Source organism: Saccharothrix espanaensis DSM 44229 (assembly GCF_000328705.1).
GTDB classification, from domain to species: Bacteria; Actinomycetota; Actinomycetes; order Mycobacteriales; family Pseudonocardiaceae; genus Actinosynnema; species Actinosynnema espanaense.
The window spans coordinates 6,524,453-6,543,703 of the sequence record NC_019673.1 but is presented as its reverse complement, the minus strand read 5'-3'; the positions used below and the strand labels follow the sequence as shown (position 1 = coordinate 6,543,703).

Here is a 19,251-nt window from a genome sequence, read left to right as displayed (position 1 = left end):
GCCTCCACCCCCGCCCGGAACCGCTGCGCCACCGCTGGATCGGGCCGCGCCCGACCACCTCCTAGATCACCGCCGCCAGCCGCGTGCCCTGGTCGATGGCGCGCTTGGCGTCCAGTTCGGCGGCGACGTCCGCCCCGCCGATGACGTGCGCCCGCACCCCGCGCCCGGCCAGCGCGTCGACCAGGTCGCGCACGGACTCCTGGCCCGCGCACACCACGACCGTGTCGACCTCCAGCAGCCGGGGCCGCTCCCGCTTCGGCCCGAACGTGACGTGCACGCCCCGCGGGGTGATCCGCTCGTAGTTCACGCCGGTGAACTGCTCGACGTTCTTCGCCGCGAGCGTCGCCCGGTGCACCCACCCGGTGGTCTTGCCCAGCCCCTTGCCGATGCGGGAAGCCTTGCGCTGCAACAGGTACACCTGCCGGGCCGGTGCCTCCGGCCGGGGCTCGACCAAGCCGCCGCGCGCCGCGCCCGGCTCGGTGGCGTCCCCCTGGTCCCCATCCCACCGGGCGACACCCCACTCGGCTCGCCACCGCGCCGGGTCGAGCGCGGGGGACGTGGTGTGGGTGAGGAACTCGCTGACGTCCACGCCGATGCCGCCCGCGCCGATCACCGCGACCCGCGCCCCGACCGGCGCGCCGCCGCGCACCACGTCCGCGTAGGACAGCGCGTGCTCGACGCCCGGGATCGCGGGCACCCTCGGCACCACACCGGTCGCCACCACCACCTCGTCGAACCCGACCAGGTCGTCGGCCGTCGCGCGCCGGCCCAGGTGCAGCCGGACGCCGGTCAGCTCGACGCGCCGCCGGTAGTAGCGGATGGTCTCGGCGAACTCCTCCTTGCCGGGGATCCGGCGGGCGATGGCGAACTGCCCGCCGATGTCGTCCTCGGCCTCGAACAGCTCCACCCGGTGCCCCCGCTCGGCCAGCGCGACCGCCGCCGACAGCCCGGCCGGGCCCGCGCCGACCACGGCGACCCGCTTGACAACGCGGGTCGGCAGCAGGGTCAGCGTGGTCTCGTTGCCGGCGCGCGGGTTGACCATGCAGGACGCCTTCTTCAGCGCGAACGTGTGGTCCAGGCACGCCTGGTTGCACGCGATGCACGTGTTGATCTCGTCGGCGCGACCGGTCTCGGCCTTGCGCACCCACTCCGGGTCGGCCAGGAACGGCCGCGCCATCGACACCAGGTCCGCGTCGCCGCGCGCCAGCACCTCCTCGGCGACCTGCGGCATGTTGATCCGGTTGGAGGTGACCACCGGGATGCCGACGTGCGGGCGCAGCCTCGCGGTCACCCCGGCGAACGCCGCGCGCGGCACCGACGTGACGATGGTGGGCACGCGCGCCTCGTGCCAGCCGATCCCGGTGTTGATGATGGTCGCGCCCGCCGCCTCGACCTCCTGGCCCAGCGCCACGACCTCGTCCCAGGTCTGCCCGTCGGGCACCAGGTCGAGCACCGACAGCCGGTAGATCACGATGAAGTCGGGCCCGGCGGCCCGCCGGCACGCGCGCACGACCTCCACGGCGACCCGCCGCCGGTTCGCCGGGCTGCCGCCCCACCGGTCGGTGCGCTTGTTGGTGCGGGGCGCGAGGAACTGGTTGATGAGGTAGCCCTCGGAACCCATGATCTCGATGCCGTCGTAGCCGGCCTCGCGGGCCAGCTCGGCGCTGCGCGCGAACGCGGCGACCTGCGCGCGCACCCCTCGGTCGGACAGGGCGCGTGGTCGGAACTTCGAGATCGGGGACTTGATCGCGGACGCCGACACCGCCAGGGGGTGGTAGGAGTAGCGGCCCGCGTGCAGGAGCTGGACGGCGATCTTGCCGTCCGCCTCGTGCACGGCGTCGGTGAGCTCGCGGTGGTGGCGGGCCTCGCGCGGCGTGGAGAGCTTGCCGGACAACGGGTAGAACCAGCCCGCGCGGTTGGGCGAGAAGCCGCCGGTGACCATCAGGCCGACGCCGCCGCGCGCCCGTTCGGCGAAGTACGCGGCGAGCGCGCCGAAGTCCTTGGAGCGGTCCTCGTTGCCGGTGTGCATGGAACCCATCAGCACCCGGTTGCGCAGGGTGGTGAAGCCCAGGTCCAGCGGGCGCAGCAGGTTCGGGTAGTCGGTCATCGGCGGTCGTCCTCCCGCATCGCGGCCAGCACCTCGTCGCACCACTCGACCAGCGCCCGCTCCGCCCGGACGCCGCCGCGCAGCACGAGGTACTGGTGCAGCCGCTGCCCGGCCAGCGCGGTCGGGTCCGGGAAGTCCCGCCGCTCGATGGCGAGGAAGGCGTCGAGCCGCTGGGCGTGCACGTCCCGGTGCCGGGCCACCTCGGCGGTCACGGCGGCCACGTCACCCAGCGACGCGCCCCGGACCTTCACCGACAGCTCGTGCCGGAGGGTGGTCGGCTCGCCCGCCTCGGCCAGCCACCGCGCCACCTCAACCCGCCCCGCGTCGGCGACCCGGTAGAGCCGCTTGTCCGGCCGGCCGTCCTGGGCGATCTCCTCGCCGGTCACCCAGCCGAGCCCGACCATCCGCTTGAGCGTGCGGTAGATCTGCTGGTGGGTGGCCGCCCAGAAGAACCCGATGGACTTGCCGAACCGCCGCGCCAGCTCGTAGCCGGTGCCGGGGCGCTCCTCCAACGAGACCAGGATCGCGTGCTCCAACGCCATGCTACCGGACAGTAATATGCACTGGCGTGCTGTGCAACCAGTTGCACACCTACTGGTACGGGAGCAGCCCGACGATCAGTCCGAGCAGGAACATCAGCAGACCGACCAGCACGAACACCGCCGCAATACCCGGCCGCGCCACCCACCGCACCACCGTGAACACCGGCGGCAGCGGGGTTGGGCTGTCGCTCCTCACGAGCTGTGGTTGCGGTGCCGGGTGCCACACCTCCTCGGTCACCGGCGCACCATCACTCCGAAGCTGGAGGACGCCGATCACGTGCGCCAGCAGGTGCGCTTTCCCGGCCGCTACCGCCTGACCGACCAGCGCCCGGACGAACTCCGTCGAAATCGTCCCGTCCAGCAGCAGGGCATGCAGCTCGCGGAGGGTGCTCTCGTCCGACGCGGTGATGTCCTCCATGGCGTTGCCGAAACACAGCTTCGCGACCGTCGGGTAGACGACCGGCAGTTGCTCCCCGATGACGTCGATCGGCGCGCGTCCGCTGTCCGTGCCGTACGGAAAGTCCTGGTCCAGCAGAATTGCGCGGTTCGCCCGCCGCTCCGACGCCGACTTCCGCGGTCCTGCCTCCTCGATCGCGGCGAGCACGCCCGCCGCCTCCTCCGGGGACTTCGCGTGACGCAGCGCGGTCGCCAACTTCATGCTGCCGGCGCCCGACGGCCGCCCTGTGCGGGAGGAGACATAGGCGTCGGCCAACCGTGATGCCGCCTGCCAGTGCGAGTCCTCCGGCCCCGGCTCGTCCAGCAAGACCACCGTCCGGTGCACGGCCTCCGGCCGCCGGTCGATCCCGGGCAGGAACACGATCTCCGGCTCGTCCTCGTGGGGGGAGGAGAGGAAAGCCGCCGTCACGTGGGTCGAGAACGTCCACAACCGCGAGCCCGCCCGCTCACCCACCGCCTCGACGAGCCCGAGCAGAAGCGGTATCAGTTTCGCCTCGGGTGCTCCCACCACCGCCAGAGGCGCCTCGGGATTCCGCAGACGCGCGGCGATCAGTGAAGTCAGGTGAGTTTTCGACGGGAAGCCGCTGTCCGCGTCCACTGGAAGATCCTGGGCGGCGAGTTTGGAGATCGGGATGATGCCGGTCCCGCTGTTGCCGTCGGCCGTTCTCCAGCCGTCCCACGTCGCCATCGCCAACGCCCTGCGCGGGGTCAGCACGTGGTCGGGACCGACCACCACATGTGCGTCGAGCCGGCCACGCGCCCGCCACACCACCGCTCTGCCCAACCCGTCGAACGCGTAGTAGGCGAGCCACGAGGCCGGTGCCCCCGAAAACTCCATCGTGTCCTGGAGGAACGGCCGGAGTCTCCGCGCCCACTCCTCTGCTCGCGAGGGCCGCATCGAAGAGCTGCGAATTCTCAAGTAGTCGTACGGCACTTCGAGCACGAACTGGTCGACCACGTCCGTGGCGGTCATCCGAACCTCCTCACCACGGCGTTTCAGAGCAGTTCGTCATCCTGCGCCCCACGACCGTTGTCGACGTACTTCAACCAGATCCCCTCACCCAGGCGCACGGGGACGTCGTGCTCCAGCCGCAGCGGGTGACCGTTGGGTCGAGTGAGTTCCGCGGTGGTCGGTCCGGTCTTCCTGATCTCGTACGCGGGCCCGGTGCCCGGCCCGTGAGCGATCTCGACGTGGTGGCCCCGCACGGTGAGCGTGAAACGGAAGCTCCGCACCGTGCGGTCACCGTCGAACGTCACGGTGACCCCGGCCCTCTGGTCGCGCGCTTGCAGCCGGCGGCTGAGGAGCACAACGGCGAGTGCCACCCCGGTCGCCGCAGCGAGCACGACCCACGCGGTGAACCCGAGCTGGAGCAGCGGCAGTTGCTCGGCCGAGAGGACGTCCGCGCTCGCGGTCATCAGTCCGGTCACGTCCCCGCCTCGCCCTTCGTGGGTCGGCCTCCTGCGCCGTCGGCGACGTGCGGGCCACTCGACCGGAGGTATACCGGACGGGTCGGCGGCTGTTACCCGTCCCGATCTCCGTTCACCCGTCCGGACGAGCCCGGCAACCGAGCCGGTCTCGGTATGGCGGCGGCCGGAGGGACGACCGCGCGGGCGTGGCTACTCTTCTCCCCGACGCCAGGAGGAGGACACGGGCACGTGCACCTGCGACACCCGGCACCCAAGCCCGCCGACTCGCGTGCCGCGCTGGTCCTGGCCAACGGTGTCTACGCGGACGAACGGCTGGCCAAGCTGCGGTCCCCGGCGGTCGACGCCACGGGTATGACCGAGGTGCTGTCCGACCCCGCCATCGGCGGGTTCGACGTCACGGTGGTGTCCGAGCGCGCGGAGTCCGACGTGCGCCGGGCGGTCGACCGGTTCCTGGGTGAGCGGAACTCCGACGAACTCGTGGTCGTCTACCTGTCCTGCCACGGCCTGGTCGACGCACGCGGCAGGCTGTACTTCGCCACGGCCGACACCGATCGCGACTGGCTGGCGTCCACGGCGGTCGAGTCGCGGTGGCTGCTGGAACGCCTGGACGACTGCCGCGCGGGCCGTCAGGTGCTGATCCTGGACTGCTGCTTCAGCGGCGCGTTCGAGCGCGGGGCGAAGGCCGGCGGGACCGAGGTGGACCTGGAACGCCGGCTGGTGGGCGGTCGCGGGCGGGCGGTGCTGACCGCGTCCGGTGCCACCGAGTACTCGTTCGAGGGTGAAGCCCTGGTGTCCCAAGGGGGTTCGGTGTTCACCGCCGCCTTGGTGGACGGTCTGCGCACCGGTGCCGCCGACCGCGACAACACCGGCTACATCACCGTGGAGGACGCGTTCCAGTTCGCCGCCGACCGGGTGCGGGAACACCCGGACCGGCCGCAGACCCCGCAGCGCTGGCTGTTCCGGGGCGTGGACTCGATCATCCTGGCCCGCAACCCGCTCGGCGCGGCCGTCGTCCCGACCCCGTTGCCCGAACACCTGAAGGCGAGCCTGGAAAGCCCTCTGCCGTACGTGCGGGAGGGCTCGGTGCGCTCGCTCGGCGAGTGGCTCACCTCCGCCGAACCCGGCCAGGTCCTCGCCGCCCACCAGCGCCTCCAGCTCGTCGCCGCCGAGGACGTGCCGGTGGTCGCCGAGCGGGCCCGTGAACTGCTGCGCTCGGTGGACACGCCGGGGCAGCAGGTGCGGCCTCCCGCCGCGCCGCCCCGCGCGCCGACCCGGGTGGTCCCGCTGTACCTGGTCGTGGACGTCTCGTATTCAATGACGGGGAAGCGGATCGACGCCGTGAACGCGGCCGTGCCGGAGATCCTGCGCCAGATTCGCCAAGCCGCCTCCGGCGCCGAGGTGCTGAGGTTCGGCCTCATCGATTTCGGCTCGGACGCCCAGGTGGTGCTGTCCATGACTTCCGAGGCCGCCGACACGACGCTGGTGCCGGCATTGCGGGTGCGGGGCGCGACCTCGTACGCGGCCGCGTTCACGTTGCTGCGCGAGCGGATCGGCCAGGACGCGGCGCGGTTCGCGGCCACCGGCCAGGAAGTGGCCGAGGTGGTGATCGCGTTCCTGACCGACGGCTGGCCCACCAACCTCGCCGACCAGTGGAAGGAGGCGTACGCGAGCCTGGTGGGCGACGCGCCCGCGCCGCTCACCGTGCTGGCGCTCGGACTGGGCGACGACTTCGAGGCCCTCGCCGCGCTCGCCCACGTGGTGGACGACCCGAAGGTGTCGGGGCGCAGCCGCGCCGAGAAGACCACCGCCGACGAGCCGGGCCTGCGCCGCATCGCGGACTTCTACCTCGAAGTGGTCGCCGCCCTGCCGGCGGCGCGCTGACCGGTCAGCCGGCGTCCAGCAGGACGCTGCCGGCCACGAACGCCGACGCCGCCAGCGGGCCGCCGCCGTCGGCCACCCGGCGGTACTCGCGCAGTGCCGCCGCCCGGTCGCCGAGCCGGTGGAAGTTCTCCGCCACCAGGTAGCGGGCGTGGTCGGCCCACTCCGCCCAGCCCGCGTCCTCGGTGTCGCGCAGGTGGTCCAGCCACGCCGCCGCGCGCAGGCCCGCGTCCACCGCGTCCTCGTGCCGCCCGGCGGCGTCGTCGGCCTGCGCCAGCCGGTACCACTGCTCCACGGTCGCGCCGCCGGCCCGCAGCGACGCCTGACCGATCGCCTCGTTCAGGTCGTCCGCCGCCTCGGCGAGCCGGCCGGCGTCGATCAGCGCGCACGCCCGCAGGTAGCGCAGCCGGCCGACCAGCCGGTCCCGCCGGCCCGCCAACCGGGCCAGCAGCGGGTCGACCAGGCCGTGGTGCGCGTCGGCGTTCTCCAAGTGCGCCAACGCCTCCAGCGCCTTCTCCGGGGCCTCCGCCTCGACGAACGCGGTCAGCGCGGCGGTGGCCGACCCCACCGTGCGGTCCGGGAACAGCGACGCGTCGAGCAGGAGCAGCGAGCCCCGGGCGAGCGGGTCGCCGGTCGCGTGCCGCAGCCCGCGCCGCACCGCCTGCTCCGCTTCGGCCGGCCGGCCGAGCGCCGCCGCCACGTAGGCCGCCCAGTGCTCGCCCCATGCGCACGCCGTCTCGTCGCCCAGCCGGCGCAGGCCCGCCACCGCGTCGGCGGTCAGCGCCGCGCCCTGCGCGGGCCGCCCCTCGGCCACGATCCACAGCCCCAGCCAGCAGTGCACGAGCAGCGCCCGCCGCAGGTCGCCGTTGCGCCGGTGGACGTCGGCCGCCCACCACAGCTCGGGCTCGGTCCGGCCGCTCTGGAAGAACTTCGCCCGCAGCTCCGCCTCGCGCGCCGCCAGGTCCTCCGGCAGCCCGGCGGGCAGCACCGCCAGGCACGCCCGCGCCTCGTCCGGCTCGCACCGCAGGTCGTGCCACTCCGCCCGGTCCAGCAGCGCCGAGGCGGGCAGCGGCGGCGGCAGGGTGGGCAGCGGCCGGCGGGTGGTCGGGGCCAGCGGCAGGTGCTCCACCAGCGGCCGGGCGGCCAGCCGGGCGCGGATCCGGTCGCCCTGCGCGGACGTGCCGTTGCGCCGGTCGAACCGGTCCGCCAGGTCCAGCGCGAGCCGCCGCATCCGGTCGGCCAGCACCCGGAACGGGCCCGAGTTCGGGTCCTCGCCCAGGTCCAGCTCGGCGTCGCCGCGCCCCAGCTCCACCATCCGCCGGGCCAGCACCGCGACCGACGCGGCGAACTCCATGGTCGCCAGCGGCCGGCGGCGCGCCTGGAACCCGCGCATCGGACCGAGCCAGTCCACGCCCGCGTCCTCGTTGCCGGTCAGCGCGCAGAACTCGACGATCCGGCCGTGCTCCTCCAACGAGTGGAACTCGCCGGACATGCCGCGCAGCAACCGCCGGTAGAGCACGACGGCGTCCGCCCACGCGCCCGTCCGCGCCACCGGCAGCAACATCAGGCTGCGCGCCGACACCGCCGCCCGGTCGACCGTCGACGGATCGGCCAGCACCGGCCGGGCCAGCTCGTGCGCGCGGGCCGTCGACGCCTCCTCGCCGCGCGCCAGCAACTGCTCCACCTCGACCAGCCGCCGCCACCGGTCGTCGCCGGCGGGATCGGCCGTGTCGGCCCAGCGGCGGAACGCGCGGTCGGCGGTGGGCCAGTCGCCCAGGTGCGCGGCCACCCCGCGCCGGGCCGCGTGCACCTCGTGCAAGCCCAACCCGGCGGCCAGGAACCGGCGCTCCACGTCGTCCAGCGCGGCGGTGATCTCGACCAGCGAGAGGTCCGGGAAGTCGACCATGCAGCCGACCAGCCACGCGTGCCAGCTCAGCAGCGAGACCTCGTCCTCGTCGTCGAACCGCCACGGCCGGTGGTCGTACTCGTCCAGGCACTCGCGGAACAGCCGGAACACCTCGTCCCACCGGCCGTCGACCCGGTGCGCGTCGGCGAGCAGCCGCCGGGACAGGTAGGTGGCGCGCGGCACGTCCCCGGCGTCGGCCCGGCGCACCAGCCCGGCCAGCAGTTCGGTGCGGCTCCCGGTGTGCTCCATGGCCTGGGCTTCGCGCAGCGACACCCACACGTCCTGCTCCACGGAATCCACCGACGATCTCCCCCGGAGTGCGCTCGGCCGCACACTAACACCGGGCTCCGACCCCCGATCACCCCGCTGCGACCCACACCCGACGACCGTTGATGACCTGCCGGCGATCGTGAATGAGCAGCGGCGGCACGGACCGGGTGCGTGTCGCGTGCCCGGTCCGTGCCGCCGCACGGGGTCACAAGGCGGAGTAGTGCGTGGCGTCGCCCTTGCGCACCACGCTCGGCGTGCCGTCGATGCTCACCGGCACGTCGCCCGCGAGCGTGATGCGGTGCAGGCGGCGCGGCTGGTCGTCGTAGTCGGCGACCGCGTAGTGCTGCGTGGCGCGGTTGTCCCAGATCGCCACGTCGCCGTCCTGCCAGTGCCAGCGCACGGTGTGCTCCAACCGCGTGACCCGCTGCTGGAGCAACTGGAACACCGCCTGCGACTCGGTGGAGGACAAGCCGACCAGCCGCTTGACGAAGTGCCCGAGCAGCAGCGCGCGCTCGCCGGTCTCCGGGTGCACGCGCACCACCGGGTGTTCGGTCTCGTACAGGTCGGACACGAACTCCTTGCGGTATTCCTCCGTTTTCACGTCCACACCACCGATGCGCAACTCGTCGATGTTGGCCGCGTAGTCGTAGGCGTTGGTGTGCACCGCCCACAGGTTGTCCACCAACGCCTTCAACGACGGCGGCAGCGTCTCGTAGGCGGCCACGGTGCTGGCCCACGTCGTGTCGCCGCCGTACGGGGGCAGGTGCACCGCGCGCAGGATGCTGATGGCGGGCACCCGGTCCACGAACGTCACGTCGGTGTGCCAGCTGTTGGCCTTGCCGTAGTCGGAGTCGATCGGCAGCACGTTGACGTTGTCACGCCCGCGCACGGTCGGGTGCGCCAGCGTCGGCGTGCCGAGCAGCTCCCCGAACGCGAGCTGGCCCGCGTCGTCCAGGTGCTGCTGGCCGCGGAAGAAGATGACCTTGTTGGCCAGCAACGCCGCCCGGATCGTCGCGACGGTCCCGGGGTCGAGGTCGCCGCCCAGGCGCACGCCGTCGACCCGTGCGCCGATGGCCGAGCCGAGCCGGGCGACCGACGCCCCGACCGACGCCTCGGCCACGTCCGCCCCCACGCTTTCCACAGACACGCTCACGGTGTTCCCTTCGGCTGAACGGTTCGCGCCGCGGATTCGCGGCCGGCAGAGCGGGACCCGGCCCGCGTCTCGACGGTACGAACGGCCCGGCCGCGCCAACAAGGTTCCGTGAAGCACTGAAAATAAGTGGGCGTCGGCATTCCATATCCCGGACGTCGTTGACTTCCGAAGTGGACACACGGAGTCTTCGCCTGTGCACCGCTGTTGTTGACCTTCGCCGCCGGCCGTCCGCCGCCTCCCGTGACTTCCTTGCCCGCCCGAACGAAAACGGGCGTCCCCGTGCTGCCCGAGAACCGCTCCGGAGAGGTTCGCCACCGTGATCGAGACCCCGCGCGCCCGCCCCGGCGTCCGCGCCGCCAACGCCGCCGCCGTGCTGTCGGTGATCCGGCGCGAGGGCCCGCTGTCGCGCGCGGCGATCGGGCAGCACACCGGGCTGAGCATGCCCACGGTGAGCAGGCAGGTCGCCGCGCTGATGGACGTCGGCCTGCTGCGCGAGTTCCCCGACCTGGTGCCGGCCGGGGCGATCGGCCGGCCGCGGGTGCCGATCGCGCTGGACGAGACGGTGTTCGCCGCGTGCGGCGTGCACATCGGTGTGAGCACGACCACCTACGGCCTGGCCGACCTGCGCGGCACGCTGCTGGACTCGGACGAGATCCCGACGCCCGGCGGCAGCGCGGAGGACGCGCTGGCGCACATCGCGGGCAAGGTGCGCTCGTTCCTGCGCCGCCGCGCGGGCCGCACGGTGGTGGGCATCGGCCTGGCCAGCGGCGGCCTGGTCGACTCGGCGCGCGGCCTGCTCGACCACGAGCGGCTGGGCTGGCACCGGGTGCCGGCCGCCGACCTGCTGCACCGCGCCACCGGCCTGCCGGTGCACCTGGACGGGCACGTCGCCGCGATGGCCAACGCCGAACTGCTGTTCGGCTGGGGTCCGCGGGTGTCGAGCCTGCTCTACTTCTACGCCCGCGAGGTGGTCGGCGTCGCGCTGGCCGTGGACGGCGCGCTGCACCGCGGCCCCGGTGGCGGCGGCAGCGTCGCGCACCTGCCGATCGGCGGCGACGCCCGCTGCCCGTGCGGGTCGACGGGCTGCCTGGAGGCGACCGTCGCGGATCGCACGGTCGCCGAGCGCGCGGTCCGCGCGGGTGTGGTCGCCGAAGCCGACATCCGGCTGGTCCGGGCCGCCGCGCGGCGCGGTGACGGCACGGCCGGGCGGCTGCTGGCGGACCGGGCCGCCGCGCTGGGCCGTGCGGTCGGGCTGCTGCGCGACGCGTTCAACCCGGACCGCGTGGTGCTCGGCGGCCAGGCCATCACCGACCCCGCCGAACGCCTGCCGGACCTGCTGCGGGCGTTCGCCGAGACCACCACCCTGCCCGGCGCGGACATCGTCTCGGTGACCCGCCTGGGCCCCGCGCTGCAGGCGACCGCCGCGTGCACCGGCCTGCTCAACCGGCTGTTCGACCACCCGCTGGACCTGCTCGACGACGCCAGAAAGGCAACCGCCCGATGAACCTGACCAGACGTGCGACGCTCAAGGCCCTCGCCGGGGCCACGCTGCTGTTCGCCGCCACGGCCTGCCAGTCGGCGGTGGACGCGCGGACCTCCGCCGGCGACCCGTCGGCCGCGCCCGAACAGGGTGGGGTCGCCGAGGTGGGGGTGAACCTGGACCTGGTGCCCGCCAACGTGTTCACCAACAGCAACGCGGCCATCACCACCCTGGTCGGCCTGGTGTACGACAACCTGGTGCACTACGACCGGGACAGCCTCGACCCCAAGCCCGCGCTGGCCACCGAGTGGTCCGCGACCGACGGCGGCCGGACGGTGACCCTGAAGCTGCGCCAGGGCGTCAAGTTCCACACCGGCCGGCCGTTCACCTCGGCGGACGTCAAGTTCTCGCTGGCGACCTACACCGACCCGAAGTGGAACGGCCAGCTGATCAGCACCGCCAAGGTCGTCACCGCCGTCGAGACGCCCGCGCCCGACCAGGTCGTGCTGCGCCTGGACCACCCGGTGAGCAACCTGTTCGACCTGCTGGCGACCGTGCCGGTGATCGACTCCGAGACGGCGGGCGACATCGCGACCGGCAAGCGGTTCGTCGGCACCGGCGCGTTCGCGTTCGAGTCGTGGCGGCCCAACACCGACCTGACGTTCACCCGCAACGCCGACTACTGGGACGGCGCGCCCCACCTCGACGGCGTGCACGTGCGGGTCGTGCCGGACGGGCAGTCGCTGCTGGCGGCGGTGAAGTCCGGGCAGGTGCACCTCGCGCGCGGCATCGGCTACCGGGACGCGGAGGCCGCCGCGTCGACGCCCGGCCTGCGCTCGATCCCGTTGGACGGCGCGGAACTCCAGGCGTACGTGGGTCTGAACGTGACCGCGCCCGGCCTGGACGACCCGAAGGTGCGCCAGGCCGTGGCCTACGCGCTGGACCGCGACCGGATCATCAAGGAAGTGTTCCGGGACAAGGGATACCCGGCCTCGCTGCCGTGGCCGCGCACGAGTCCGGCCTACGACGAGGAACTCGACGGCCGCTACCGGCGTGACGTCGGCAAGGCCAAGGCGCTGCTGGCCGAGCACGGCGCGCCGGTGCCGGAGATCCCGCTCGCGTACGTCGGCAACGACCCGGTGTTCACCGCCATCGCGCAGGTCGTGCAGAACAACCTGGCGGAGGCCGGGATCACGGTGAAGCTGGAACCCGTCGACTCCACCCAGTTCGTCAAGCAGCTGATCGGCGCGCAGTTCCCCGGCCTGTGGACCACCAACCACTCGTGGGCGCAGTTGTCGCCGGCGACGCTGACGGTGAGCGCCTACCCGTTCAACGCCCGCCGCAACGCCTCGCACTTCTCCTCGCCGGAGTACACGGGCGCCGCGGAAGCCGCGTGGAAGCTGCCCGCCGCGACCGGCCCAGAGGCCGTCGCCGCGTACCGGAAGGTGTCCGAGCAGTTGCTGGACGGCGGTTTCCTGGCCGAGATCGGCGTGGTGCTGGAGCAGTTCGTGGCGCGCGACGCGTTGCAGGGCGTGGACTGGTCGCGGCGGCGTGAGCTCGACCTCGGCAAGGCGCACCTGCGGTGATCGGCTACCTGCTGCGCCGGCTGCCGTCGGCGCTGGTGGTGCTGTGGCTGGCGTCGGTGCTGATCTTCCTGCTGATCCGGGCCATCCCGGGGGACGCGGCGGCGGTGCTGGCCGGTGCCGACGCGCCACCCGAGGCGGTCGCCGCGATCCGCGCCGAACTCGGCCTGGACCGGCCGGTCGTGGCGCAGTACCTGCACTGGGTCGGCGGGCTGCTCTCCGGCGACCTCGGGCGGTCGTTCCTGATCGGCGGCGACATCGCCGGGCTGGTCGCCGACGGGCTGGCCAACACCGCGACGCTGACGCTGGCCGCGCTGCTGCTGGCGGTGCTGACCGCGCTGGTGCTCGGCCCGGTGTGGGCGGCGACCCGCAACCCGTGGGTGGACCGGCTGCTGACCGCGTTCCACACCGCGTCGGTGGCGCTGCCGACGTTCGTCACCGGCGTGGTGCTGATCCTGGTGTTCGGGGTGTTCTTCCGGTTGCTGCCGACCGGGGGAGTGCCGCCCGCCGGGTTGCTGGACCGGGTCGACATCACCGCGCAGTACCTGGTGCTGCCCGCGGTGTGCCTGGCGCTGCCGGTGGCGGGCGTGCTGACCGGGTTCCTCGCCGAGACGCTGCGCGGTGAGCTGCGCCAGGACTACGTGACGACGGTCCGCGCGGCCGGCGTGCGCGGACGGGAGATCGTTGTGCGGCACGCGCTGCGCGGCGCGCTGCCGGTCGCGGTGACCACGCTGGGGTTGCAGACCGGTGCGCTGCTGGGCGGCGCGGTGCTGGTCGAGTCGATCTTCGCGTGGCCGGGCCTGGGGTTGCTGGTCGAGCAAGGTGTCACCCGGCGCGACTACCCGGTGGTGCAGGTGTTGCTGATGCTGTCGGTGACGGTGTTCGTCGTCGTGCAGTTGCTGACCGACGTGGCCCACGCGGCGTTGGACCCCCGGATCCGGTTGGGCGGCAAGAGGTGAACGCGCTGCTGCGGGGTCGTGGGCTGGTCGGGCTGGTCCTGGTCGGGGTGGTCGCGCTGGCCGGGCTCGTCGGGCCGCTGCTCGTGCAGTGGGACCCCTACCAGCAGATCCCGGACGCCAACCTGCTCGGGCCCTCCGCCGCGCACCCGCTGGGCACCGACGACCTCAACCGGGACGTGCTGGCGCGGCTGCTGTCCGGCATCCGGGTCGACCTGCTGATCAGCCTCACGGCGGTGCCGCTCGGGGCGCTGATCGGGTGCGCCATCGGGGCGCTGGCGACGTTCACCAGCGCGCTGGACGTCGCCGTGCAACGGCTGTTCGACGTGCTGCTGGCGTTCCCGCAGCTGATCCTGGCGGTGGGGCTGGCGGCGGTGATCGGGCCCGGCACGACGTCGGTGGTGATCGTGGTGGTGGCGGTGGAGATCCCGATCTTCGGGCGGCTGCTGCGCTCCGCCGTGCTCCGGGTGCGCGAAGCCCAGTTCGTGACCGCCTCGGAGGTGATCGGCGGCGGGCGCGGGCACGTGCTGCGCACCCACGTGCTGCCCAACTCGCTGGAGCCGGTCGTCGTGCAGCTCGCCCTGTCCATGTCGGTGGCGGTGTTCATCGAGGGGGCGATGAGCGTGCTCGGCATCGGCGTCAGCCCGCCGGACCCGTCGCTGGGCGCGGTGCTCACCACGTCGCTGCGCTACCTGGACCTCAACCCGTTGTTCGCGCTCAGCCCGCTGGCCGTGACCGCCCTGCTGGTGCTGGGTTTCCAGCTGATCGCCCAGGCCGCCAACGCGGCCCGGGGCTGAGGAAGGACTGCTCCCGATGACCATCCCACCCCACGCCCGGGGCTACGACGGCTTCGCGGGCCGGGTCGGCCGCACGTTCGCCGCCTCGCGCCCCGCGTGGCCCGCCGAACGCCGGTCGCGCGGCCCGAACGTCGTCGTGGTCCTGGTCGACGACCTCGGGTACGCCGACATCGGCCCGTTCGGCGGCGAAGTGGCGACCCCGAACCTGGACGCGTTGGCGGCCGGCGGCCTGCGGTTGACCAACTACCACACCACGCCGCTGTGCTCGCCGTCCCGCGCGGCCCTGCTGACCGGGCTGAACCCGCACCGCGCGGGGTTCGCGTTCCCGGCCAACGCCGACCCGGGCTACCCGGCGTACTCGTTCCAACTGCCCGACGACGCGCCCTCGCTCGCGGAGTCGTTGCGGGACGCGGGGTACGCCACGTTCGCGGTCGGCAAGTGGCACCTGACCCGGGACGCGGCGAGCCACGACGCGGCGGACCGCTCGTCGTGGCCGGTGCAGCGCGGGTTCGACCGGTACTTCGGCAGCCTGGAGGGCCTGACCAACCTGCACCACCCGCACCGGCTGGTCTGGGACAACAGCCCCTACGACGGCGACTACCCGGACGGGTACTTCCTCACCGACGACCTGACCGACCGGGCCGTGCGGATGATCGACACGTTGCGCGCCAACGATCCCGACAAGCCGTTCTTCCTCTACTTCGCCCACCACGCGATGCACGGCCCGCTCGGCGCGAAACCCGAGGACCTGGCCCGCTACCGGGGCCGCTACGACGAGGGCTGGGACGTCATCAGGTCCCGCCGGTTCGCCAAGCAGCTCGCCGAGGGCCTGTTCCCGCCCGACACCGTGCTGCCACCGCGCAACCCCGACGTGTCGCCGTGGGACGAGCTGTCCCCGCAACGCCAGGAGCTGTTCGCCCGGTACATGGAGGTCTACGCCGCCTCGCTGTCCAATGTGGACGACAGCGTCGGGCGGATCGTCGAAGCGCTGCGGCGGCACGGGGAACTGGACGACACCGTCATCGTGTTCACCTCCGACAACGGCGCGACCGCCGAGGGCGGCGTGGAGGGCACCCGCAGCTACTTCAGCCAGTTCGTGCACGTGCCGGGCGTGCCGGGGGACTGGGAGCGGGACGTGGCCAGGGAACTGGACCTCCTCGGTGGCCCGCAGACCACCATCCACTACCCGCGCGGCTGGGCGCAGGCGTCCAACACCCCGTTCCGGCTCTACAAGTTCGACACCTACGCGGGCGGCGTGCGCACGCCGTTCATCGTGCACTGGCCCGCCGGGCTGGAACCCGGGCTGCGCCACCAGTACGTCTACGTCACCGATGTCGCGCCGACCCTGCTCGACCTCGCCGGCGTGCCCCGCGCGGAGCACCGCCACGGCGTGCCCGCCGCCGAGCAGGACGGCGTCAGCGCCGTCCCGGTCCTGCGCTCGCCCGACGCGCCGAGCCCGCACACCACCCAGTACACCGAGACCGGCGGCAACCGGGGCTACTACGCCGACGGCTGGAAGATCGTCACCCGGCACCGCCCCGGAACCCCGTACGACGACAGCGAGTGGGAGCTCTACCACGTCGCCGAGGACCCGACCGAGACCACGGACGTCGCCGCCGGGCACCCGGCGAAACTCGCCGAGCTGGCCGCCGCCTGGGAGGCCGCCGCCTGGCACAACGCGGTGTTCCCGCTGACCGACCACAGCCCGGCGGCATCGCTGCGCCGGCCGTCCGACGAGCGCCTGGAACGCCCGGTCGACCTCTACCCCGGAACCCCGCTGCTGGAGCGCTACCGCTCGGCGCAGCTCGTCCAGTTCCGCTCGTTCACGGCGTTCGCCGACGTCGAGACCACCGCCGGTGACCGGGGCGTGCTGTTCGCGCACGGCGACCAGGGCGGTGGTTACGTCGTGCACGTGGACGACGGCCACGCCCACTTGACCTACAACGCGTACGGCGACATCCACCGCACCACCCCGGTCCCGGTCCCCGAAGGCGAGGCCCGCGTGGTGCTGCGCGCCGAGGCGCTGCCCGGGTTCCGCTGGAAGTTCGTGCTGGAGACCGGTTCCGGCGCGGCGGCGCTGGACCCCGTACCGCAGTTGATCGGCCTGGCCCCGTTCACCGGGATCAGCGTCGGCGCGGACCGGGGCGGCCCGGTCGACTGGGAATCGCACGTGCGCGACGGCACGTTCCCGTTCACCGGCACGCTGCACCGGGTGCGCTACGAACCGGGGGAGCAGGCCGACTACGACCCGAAGCTGGTGGCGCGACTGTGGGCGGAGGCCGAACGTGTCTACGACTGACCTGCTGACGATCTCCGGCCTGGAGGTCTCCTTCGGTGACGTCCGCGCGGTGCGCGGCCTCGACCTGACCGTCGCGCCGGGCGAGATCCTGGCGCTGGTGGGGGAGTCCGGCTCCGGCAAGTCCGTGACCGCCCGCGCCGTCCTGGGCCTGCTCCCGCCGACCGCACGGGTGCGCGGCAGCGTGCTGCTGGGCACCCGCGAACTGGTGGGTGCCGGCGAGGAGGCCCTGCGGGAGGTGCGCGGGCGTTCGGTCGCCATGGTCTTCCAGGAACCGGCGACGGCGCTCAACCCCGTGCACACCGTCGGGTGGCAGATCGCCGCCGTGCTGCGGGCCCACCGGGGGCTGACCCGGCAGACGGCCCGCCGGGACGCGGTCCGGCTGCTCGACCTGGTCGGCATCCCCGACCCGGCCACCCGGGTCCGGCACTACCCGCACCAGCTCTCCGGCGGCCAGAAGCAGCGGGTGGTGATCGCGCTGGCGCTGGCCAACGAGCCGGACCTGATCATCGCCGACGAGCCGACCACCGCGCTGGACGTGACCGTGCAGGCCGAGATCCTGGCCCTGTTGCGTGACCTGCGCGACCGGCTGGGCACCGCGATCCTGCTGATCACCCACAACATGGGCGTGGTCGCCGACCTGGCTGACCGGGTGGCCGTGCTGCACCGGGGCGAACTGGTCGAGCAGGCCCCGGTGGACGAGCTGTTCGCCGCGCCCACCCGCGCGTACACCCGGGAGCTGCTGGCGGCCGTCCCCCGGCTGGGGCACCGCGACCCGGCCCTGCCGCACACCGGCGCGGACGCGTTGAGGCTGACCGGGGTGACCGTGCGCTACGGCGACTTCACCGCACTGTCCACAGTGGACCTGCACGTGGCGCGCGGCGAAGTGGTCGGCCTGGTGGGCGAATCGGGCTCCGGCAAGTCCACCCTGGGCCGGGTGGCGGCGGGCGTCCTGCGCCCGGACGCGGGCACCGCCCTGGTCCTGGACACCGATCCGCGCTCGGCCCGCCGCCGGTTCGGCTTCGTCTTCCAGGACCCGGGCAGCTCGCTGAACCCCAGGATGACGATCGCCGAGTGCGTCGCCGAACCGCTGCGCGTGCACCGCGCCCCCGGCGACCACCGGGCCCGGGTCGCCGAACTGCTCGACGCGGTGCGGCTGCCCGCCGACTTCGCCACCCGCAGGCCCCGGGAGCTCTCCGGCGGCCAACGCCAGCGCGTCGGCATCGCGCGGGCGCTGGCCCTCGACCCGGACCTGCTCATCGCCGACGAGCCGACCAGCGCGCTGGACGTGTCCGTGCAGGCGTCGATCCTGGCGCTGCTGACCGAACTCCAACAACAACGCGGTTTCGCCTGCCTGTTCATCAGCCACGACCTGGCCGTGGTCGACTCCCTCGCACACCGCGTCGCCGTGCTGCACAACGGTCGTGTCGTGGAGCACGGCCCGCACCACGAAGTGCTGCGGACCCCCACCGCCGCCTACACGAGACGGCTGGTCGACGCCGTCCCGCTGCCCGACCCCGTCGCCCAGCGGGCCAGACGGACGGGCCTCGCCGACGTCCCGGCGTGATCGGCCGAAAACGGGAGTTTCCGCTGGAACACCGTCGTGGACCTGGGAGGATGGAGGTGTGACGGGCAGCGAGAAGTTCTCCGTGAACCCATACCTGCACACGGTTCTGACCTTCGTCTTCGGCCTCCTGCTGCTCGTCGGCGGCTCCGGCCTGGTGCTGACCATCGGCGTCGAGGGCGGCCGGGGCGAGGCGGTCGACTGCGGCAGCGTCGCCACCGGCCTGCCCAGCTCGGTCGCCCACGACCCGGGCGGCAAGCGCCCCGCCTCGCAGGTGGCCGAGACCGTGGCCACCTGCGAGGCGGCCCTCACCACCCGCCGGACGTGGGCGTGGCCCGCGACGGCGGTGGGCGCGCTCGGGCTCGTGCTGGTGCTGCTGCTGGTCCGCTGGGTGCACCCGCCGCCCCGGTGGTGGTTCGAGGACGTCAAGGGCAGCCACCGCTGACCGGTTTGGCCCGGCCGGGGCCGGCAACCCCGGTCGTGGAGGTGCGCCATGACCGAACCGAGCGAAGCCGACCTCGACCACACCCGCGAGCTCATCGACGAGGCCAAGGAGACCGCGCGAGACCTGCGGCAGGCCACGCCCGACCCCGACCCCCTCGGACTCCCGGTCGACACCGGGCGGACGACTCGGAGCGTTAGCGCTCGGGGGCGGTAGCGTCGCCGGCGACTTCGCGCCCGGCCGGTTCGACCTGGTGCACGCGCGGTACCTGTTCTGCCACCTGGCCGACCGCGCCGACCTCGTCGCGCGCGCCACCACGTGGCTCAAACCCGGCGGCTGGCTGGTCCTGGAAGACCCGTTCCACCTGCCGCCGGAGTCCTCCCCCTACCCGGT

Annotated in this window: 15 protein-coding genes and 1 pseudogene; 10 read left to right on the top strand and 6 right to left on the bottom strand. The window is 73.4% G+C overall.

The genetic code is table 11. The annotated features are described in order from the left end of the window. Positions 1 to 61: 61 nt before the first annotated feature. The 4 genes from BN6_RS28170 to BN6_RS28155 all read right to left on the bottom strand — a co-directional run bounded on the left by BN6_RS28170 (position 62) and on the right by BN6_RS28155 (position 4,533). Complete coding sequence (locus BN6_RS28170) at positions 62 to 2,107, bottom strand: NADPH-dependent 2,4-dienoyl-CoA reductase (RefSeq protein WP_015103226.1); 2,046 nt, start codon at positions 2,105 to 2,107, stop codon at positions 62 to 64. Next, on the bottom strand, positions 2,104 to 2,649 hold the full coding sequence (locus BN6_RS28165) for a PadR family transcriptional regulator (protein WP_015103225.1): 546 nt from the start codon (positions 2,647 to 2,649) through the stop codon (positions 2,104 to 2,106). Before BN6_RS28165 ends, BN6_RS28170 begins: the two co-directional genes overlap by 4 nt. 49 nt (positions 2,650 to 2,698) lie before the next feature. Beyond that, positions 2,699 to 3,793: a hypothetical protein gene (locus BN6_RS28160; RefSeq protein ID WP_148303055.1), complete on the bottom strand. Its 1,095-nt coding sequence runs from the start codon at positions 3,791 to 3,793 to the stop codon at positions 2,699 to 2,701. Positions 3,794 to 4,101: 308 nt separating this feature from the next. Next, positions 4,102 to 4,533: a hypothetical protein gene (locus BN6_RS28155; protein WP_015103223.1), complete on the bottom strand. Its 432-nt coding sequence runs from the start codon at positions 4,531 to 4,533 to the stop codon at positions 4,102 to 4,104. A 228-nt stretch (positions 4,534 to 4,761) separates the two neighbouring features. On the opposite strand from BN6_RS28155, the gene BN6_RS42560 reads away from it, so the two are divergent. After that, positions 4,762 to 6,414 (top strand): caspase, EACC1-associated type, encoded by a 1,653-nt coding sequence (locus BN6_RS42560; RefSeq protein WP_015103222.1) that lies wholly within the window; start codon positions 4,762 to 4,764, stop codon positions 6,412 to 6,414. Between the two features lie 4 nt (positions 6,415 to 6,418). Here the strand turns inward: BN6_RS42560 and BN6_RS28140 are convergent, their stop codons facing one another. Continuing rightward, a complete protein-coding gene (locus BN6_RS28140) occupies positions 6,419 to 8,617 on the bottom strand; it encodes a hypothetical protein (protein WP_015103221.1) in 2,199 nt (732 codons plus the stop codon). A gap of 175 nt (positions 8,618 to 8,792) precedes the next feature. Continuing rightward, on the bottom strand, positions 8,793 to 9,740 hold the full coding sequence (locus BN6_RS28135) for a TauD/TfdA dioxygenase family protein (protein ID WP_015103220.1): 948 nt from the start codon (positions 9,738 to 9,740) through the stop codon (positions 8,793 to 8,795). Positions 9,741 to 10,056: 316 nt separating this feature from the next. On the opposite strand from BN6_RS28135, the gene BN6_RS28130 reads away from it, so the two are divergent. The 9 genes and pseudogenes from BN6_RS28130 to BN6_RS50300 all read left to right on the top strand — a co-directional run. After that, positions 10,057 to 11,244 carry an ROK family transcriptional regulator gene (locus BN6_RS28130; protein ID WP_015103219.1) on the top strand — a complete coding sequence of 396 codons (1,188 nt, stop codon included), beginning with the start codon at positions 10,057 to 10,059 and terminating at the stop codon, positions 11,242 to 11,244. Beyond that, entirely contained in the window at positions 11,241 to 12,806 is a 1,566-nt protein-coding gene (locus BN6_RS28125; RefSeq protein WP_015103218.1) for an ABC transporter substrate-binding protein, read from the top strand. The genes BN6_RS28130 and BN6_RS28125 overlap by 4 nt, the downstream gene beginning before the upstream one ends. Then, positions 12,803 to 13,762: an ABC transporter permease gene (locus tag BN6_RS28120; RefSeq protein WP_015103217.1), complete on the top strand. Its 960-nt coding sequence runs from the start codon at positions 12,803 to 12,805 to the stop codon at positions 13,760 to 13,762. The genes BN6_RS28125 and BN6_RS28120 overlap by 4 nt, the downstream gene beginning before the upstream one ends. After that, positions 13,759 to 14,556: an ABC transporter permease gene (locus tag BN6_RS28115; protein WP_051075774.1), complete on the top strand. Its 798-nt coding sequence runs from the start codon at positions 13,759 to 13,761 to the stop codon at positions 14,554 to 14,556. Before BN6_RS28120 ends, BN6_RS28115 begins: the two co-directional genes overlap by 4 nt. Positions 14,557 to 14,572: 16 nt before the next feature. Then, positions 14,573 to 16,855, top strand: a complete 2,283-nt coding sequence (locus tag BN6_RS28110; RefSeq protein ID WP_015103215.1) for an arylsulfatase — start codon at positions 14,573 to 14,575, stop codon at positions 16,853 to 16,855. After that, a complete protein-coding gene (locus BN6_RS28105; RefSeq protein ID WP_015103214.1) occupies positions 16,842 to 18,419 on the top strand; it encodes a dipeptide ABC transporter ATP-binding protein in 1,578 nt (525 codons plus the stop codon). The genes BN6_RS28110 and BN6_RS28105 overlap by 14 nt, the downstream gene beginning before the upstream one ends. 58 nt (positions 18,420 to 18,477) lie before the next feature. Beyond that, complete coding sequence (locus BN6_RS28100) at positions 18,478 to 18,861, top strand: hypothetical protein (RefSeq protein ID WP_015103213.1); 384 nt, start codon at positions 18,478 to 18,480, stop codon at positions 18,859 to 18,861. A gap of 48 nt (positions 18,862 to 18,909) precedes the next feature. Then, positions 18,910 to 19,074 (top strand): hypothetical protein, encoded by a 165-nt coding sequence (locus BN6_RS47020; protein WP_015103212.1) that lies wholly within the window; start codon positions 18,910 to 18,912, stop codon positions 19,072 to 19,074. Between the two features lie 22 nt (positions 19,075 to 19,096). Continuing rightward, positions 19,097 to 19,237: pseudogene (locus BN6_RS50300) on the top strand (methyltransferase domain-containing protein); the annotation flags it as partial. Positions 19,238 to 19,251: the final 14 nt, after the last annotated feature.

Bases quoted from the DNA above. Each gene is read 5' to 3' on its own strand.
- BN6_RS28125 (WP_015103218.1), top strand. From the start codon at position 11,241: ATGAACCTGACCAGACGTGCGACGCTCAAGGCCCTCGCCGGGGCCACG.
- BN6_RS47020 (WP_015103212.1), top strand. From the start codon at position 18,910: ATGACCGAACCGAGCGAAGCCGACCTCGACCACACCCGCGAGCTCATC.
- BN6_RS28160 (WP_148303055.1), bottom strand. From the start codon at position 3,793: ATGGCGACGTGGGACGGCTGGAGAACGGCCGACGGCAACAGCGGGACC.
- BN6_RS28170 (WP_015103226.1), bottom strand. From the start codon at position 2,107: ATGACCGACTACCCGAACCTGCTGCGCCCGCTGGACCTGGGCTTCACC.
- BN6_RS28110 (WP_015103215.1), top strand. From the start codon at position 14,573: ATGACCATCCCACCCCACGCCCGGGGCTACGACGGCTTCGCGGGCCGG.
- BN6_RS28165 (WP_015103225.1), bottom strand. From the start codon at position 2,649: ATGGCGTTGGAGCACGCGATCCTGGTCTCGTTGGAGGAGCGCCCCGGC.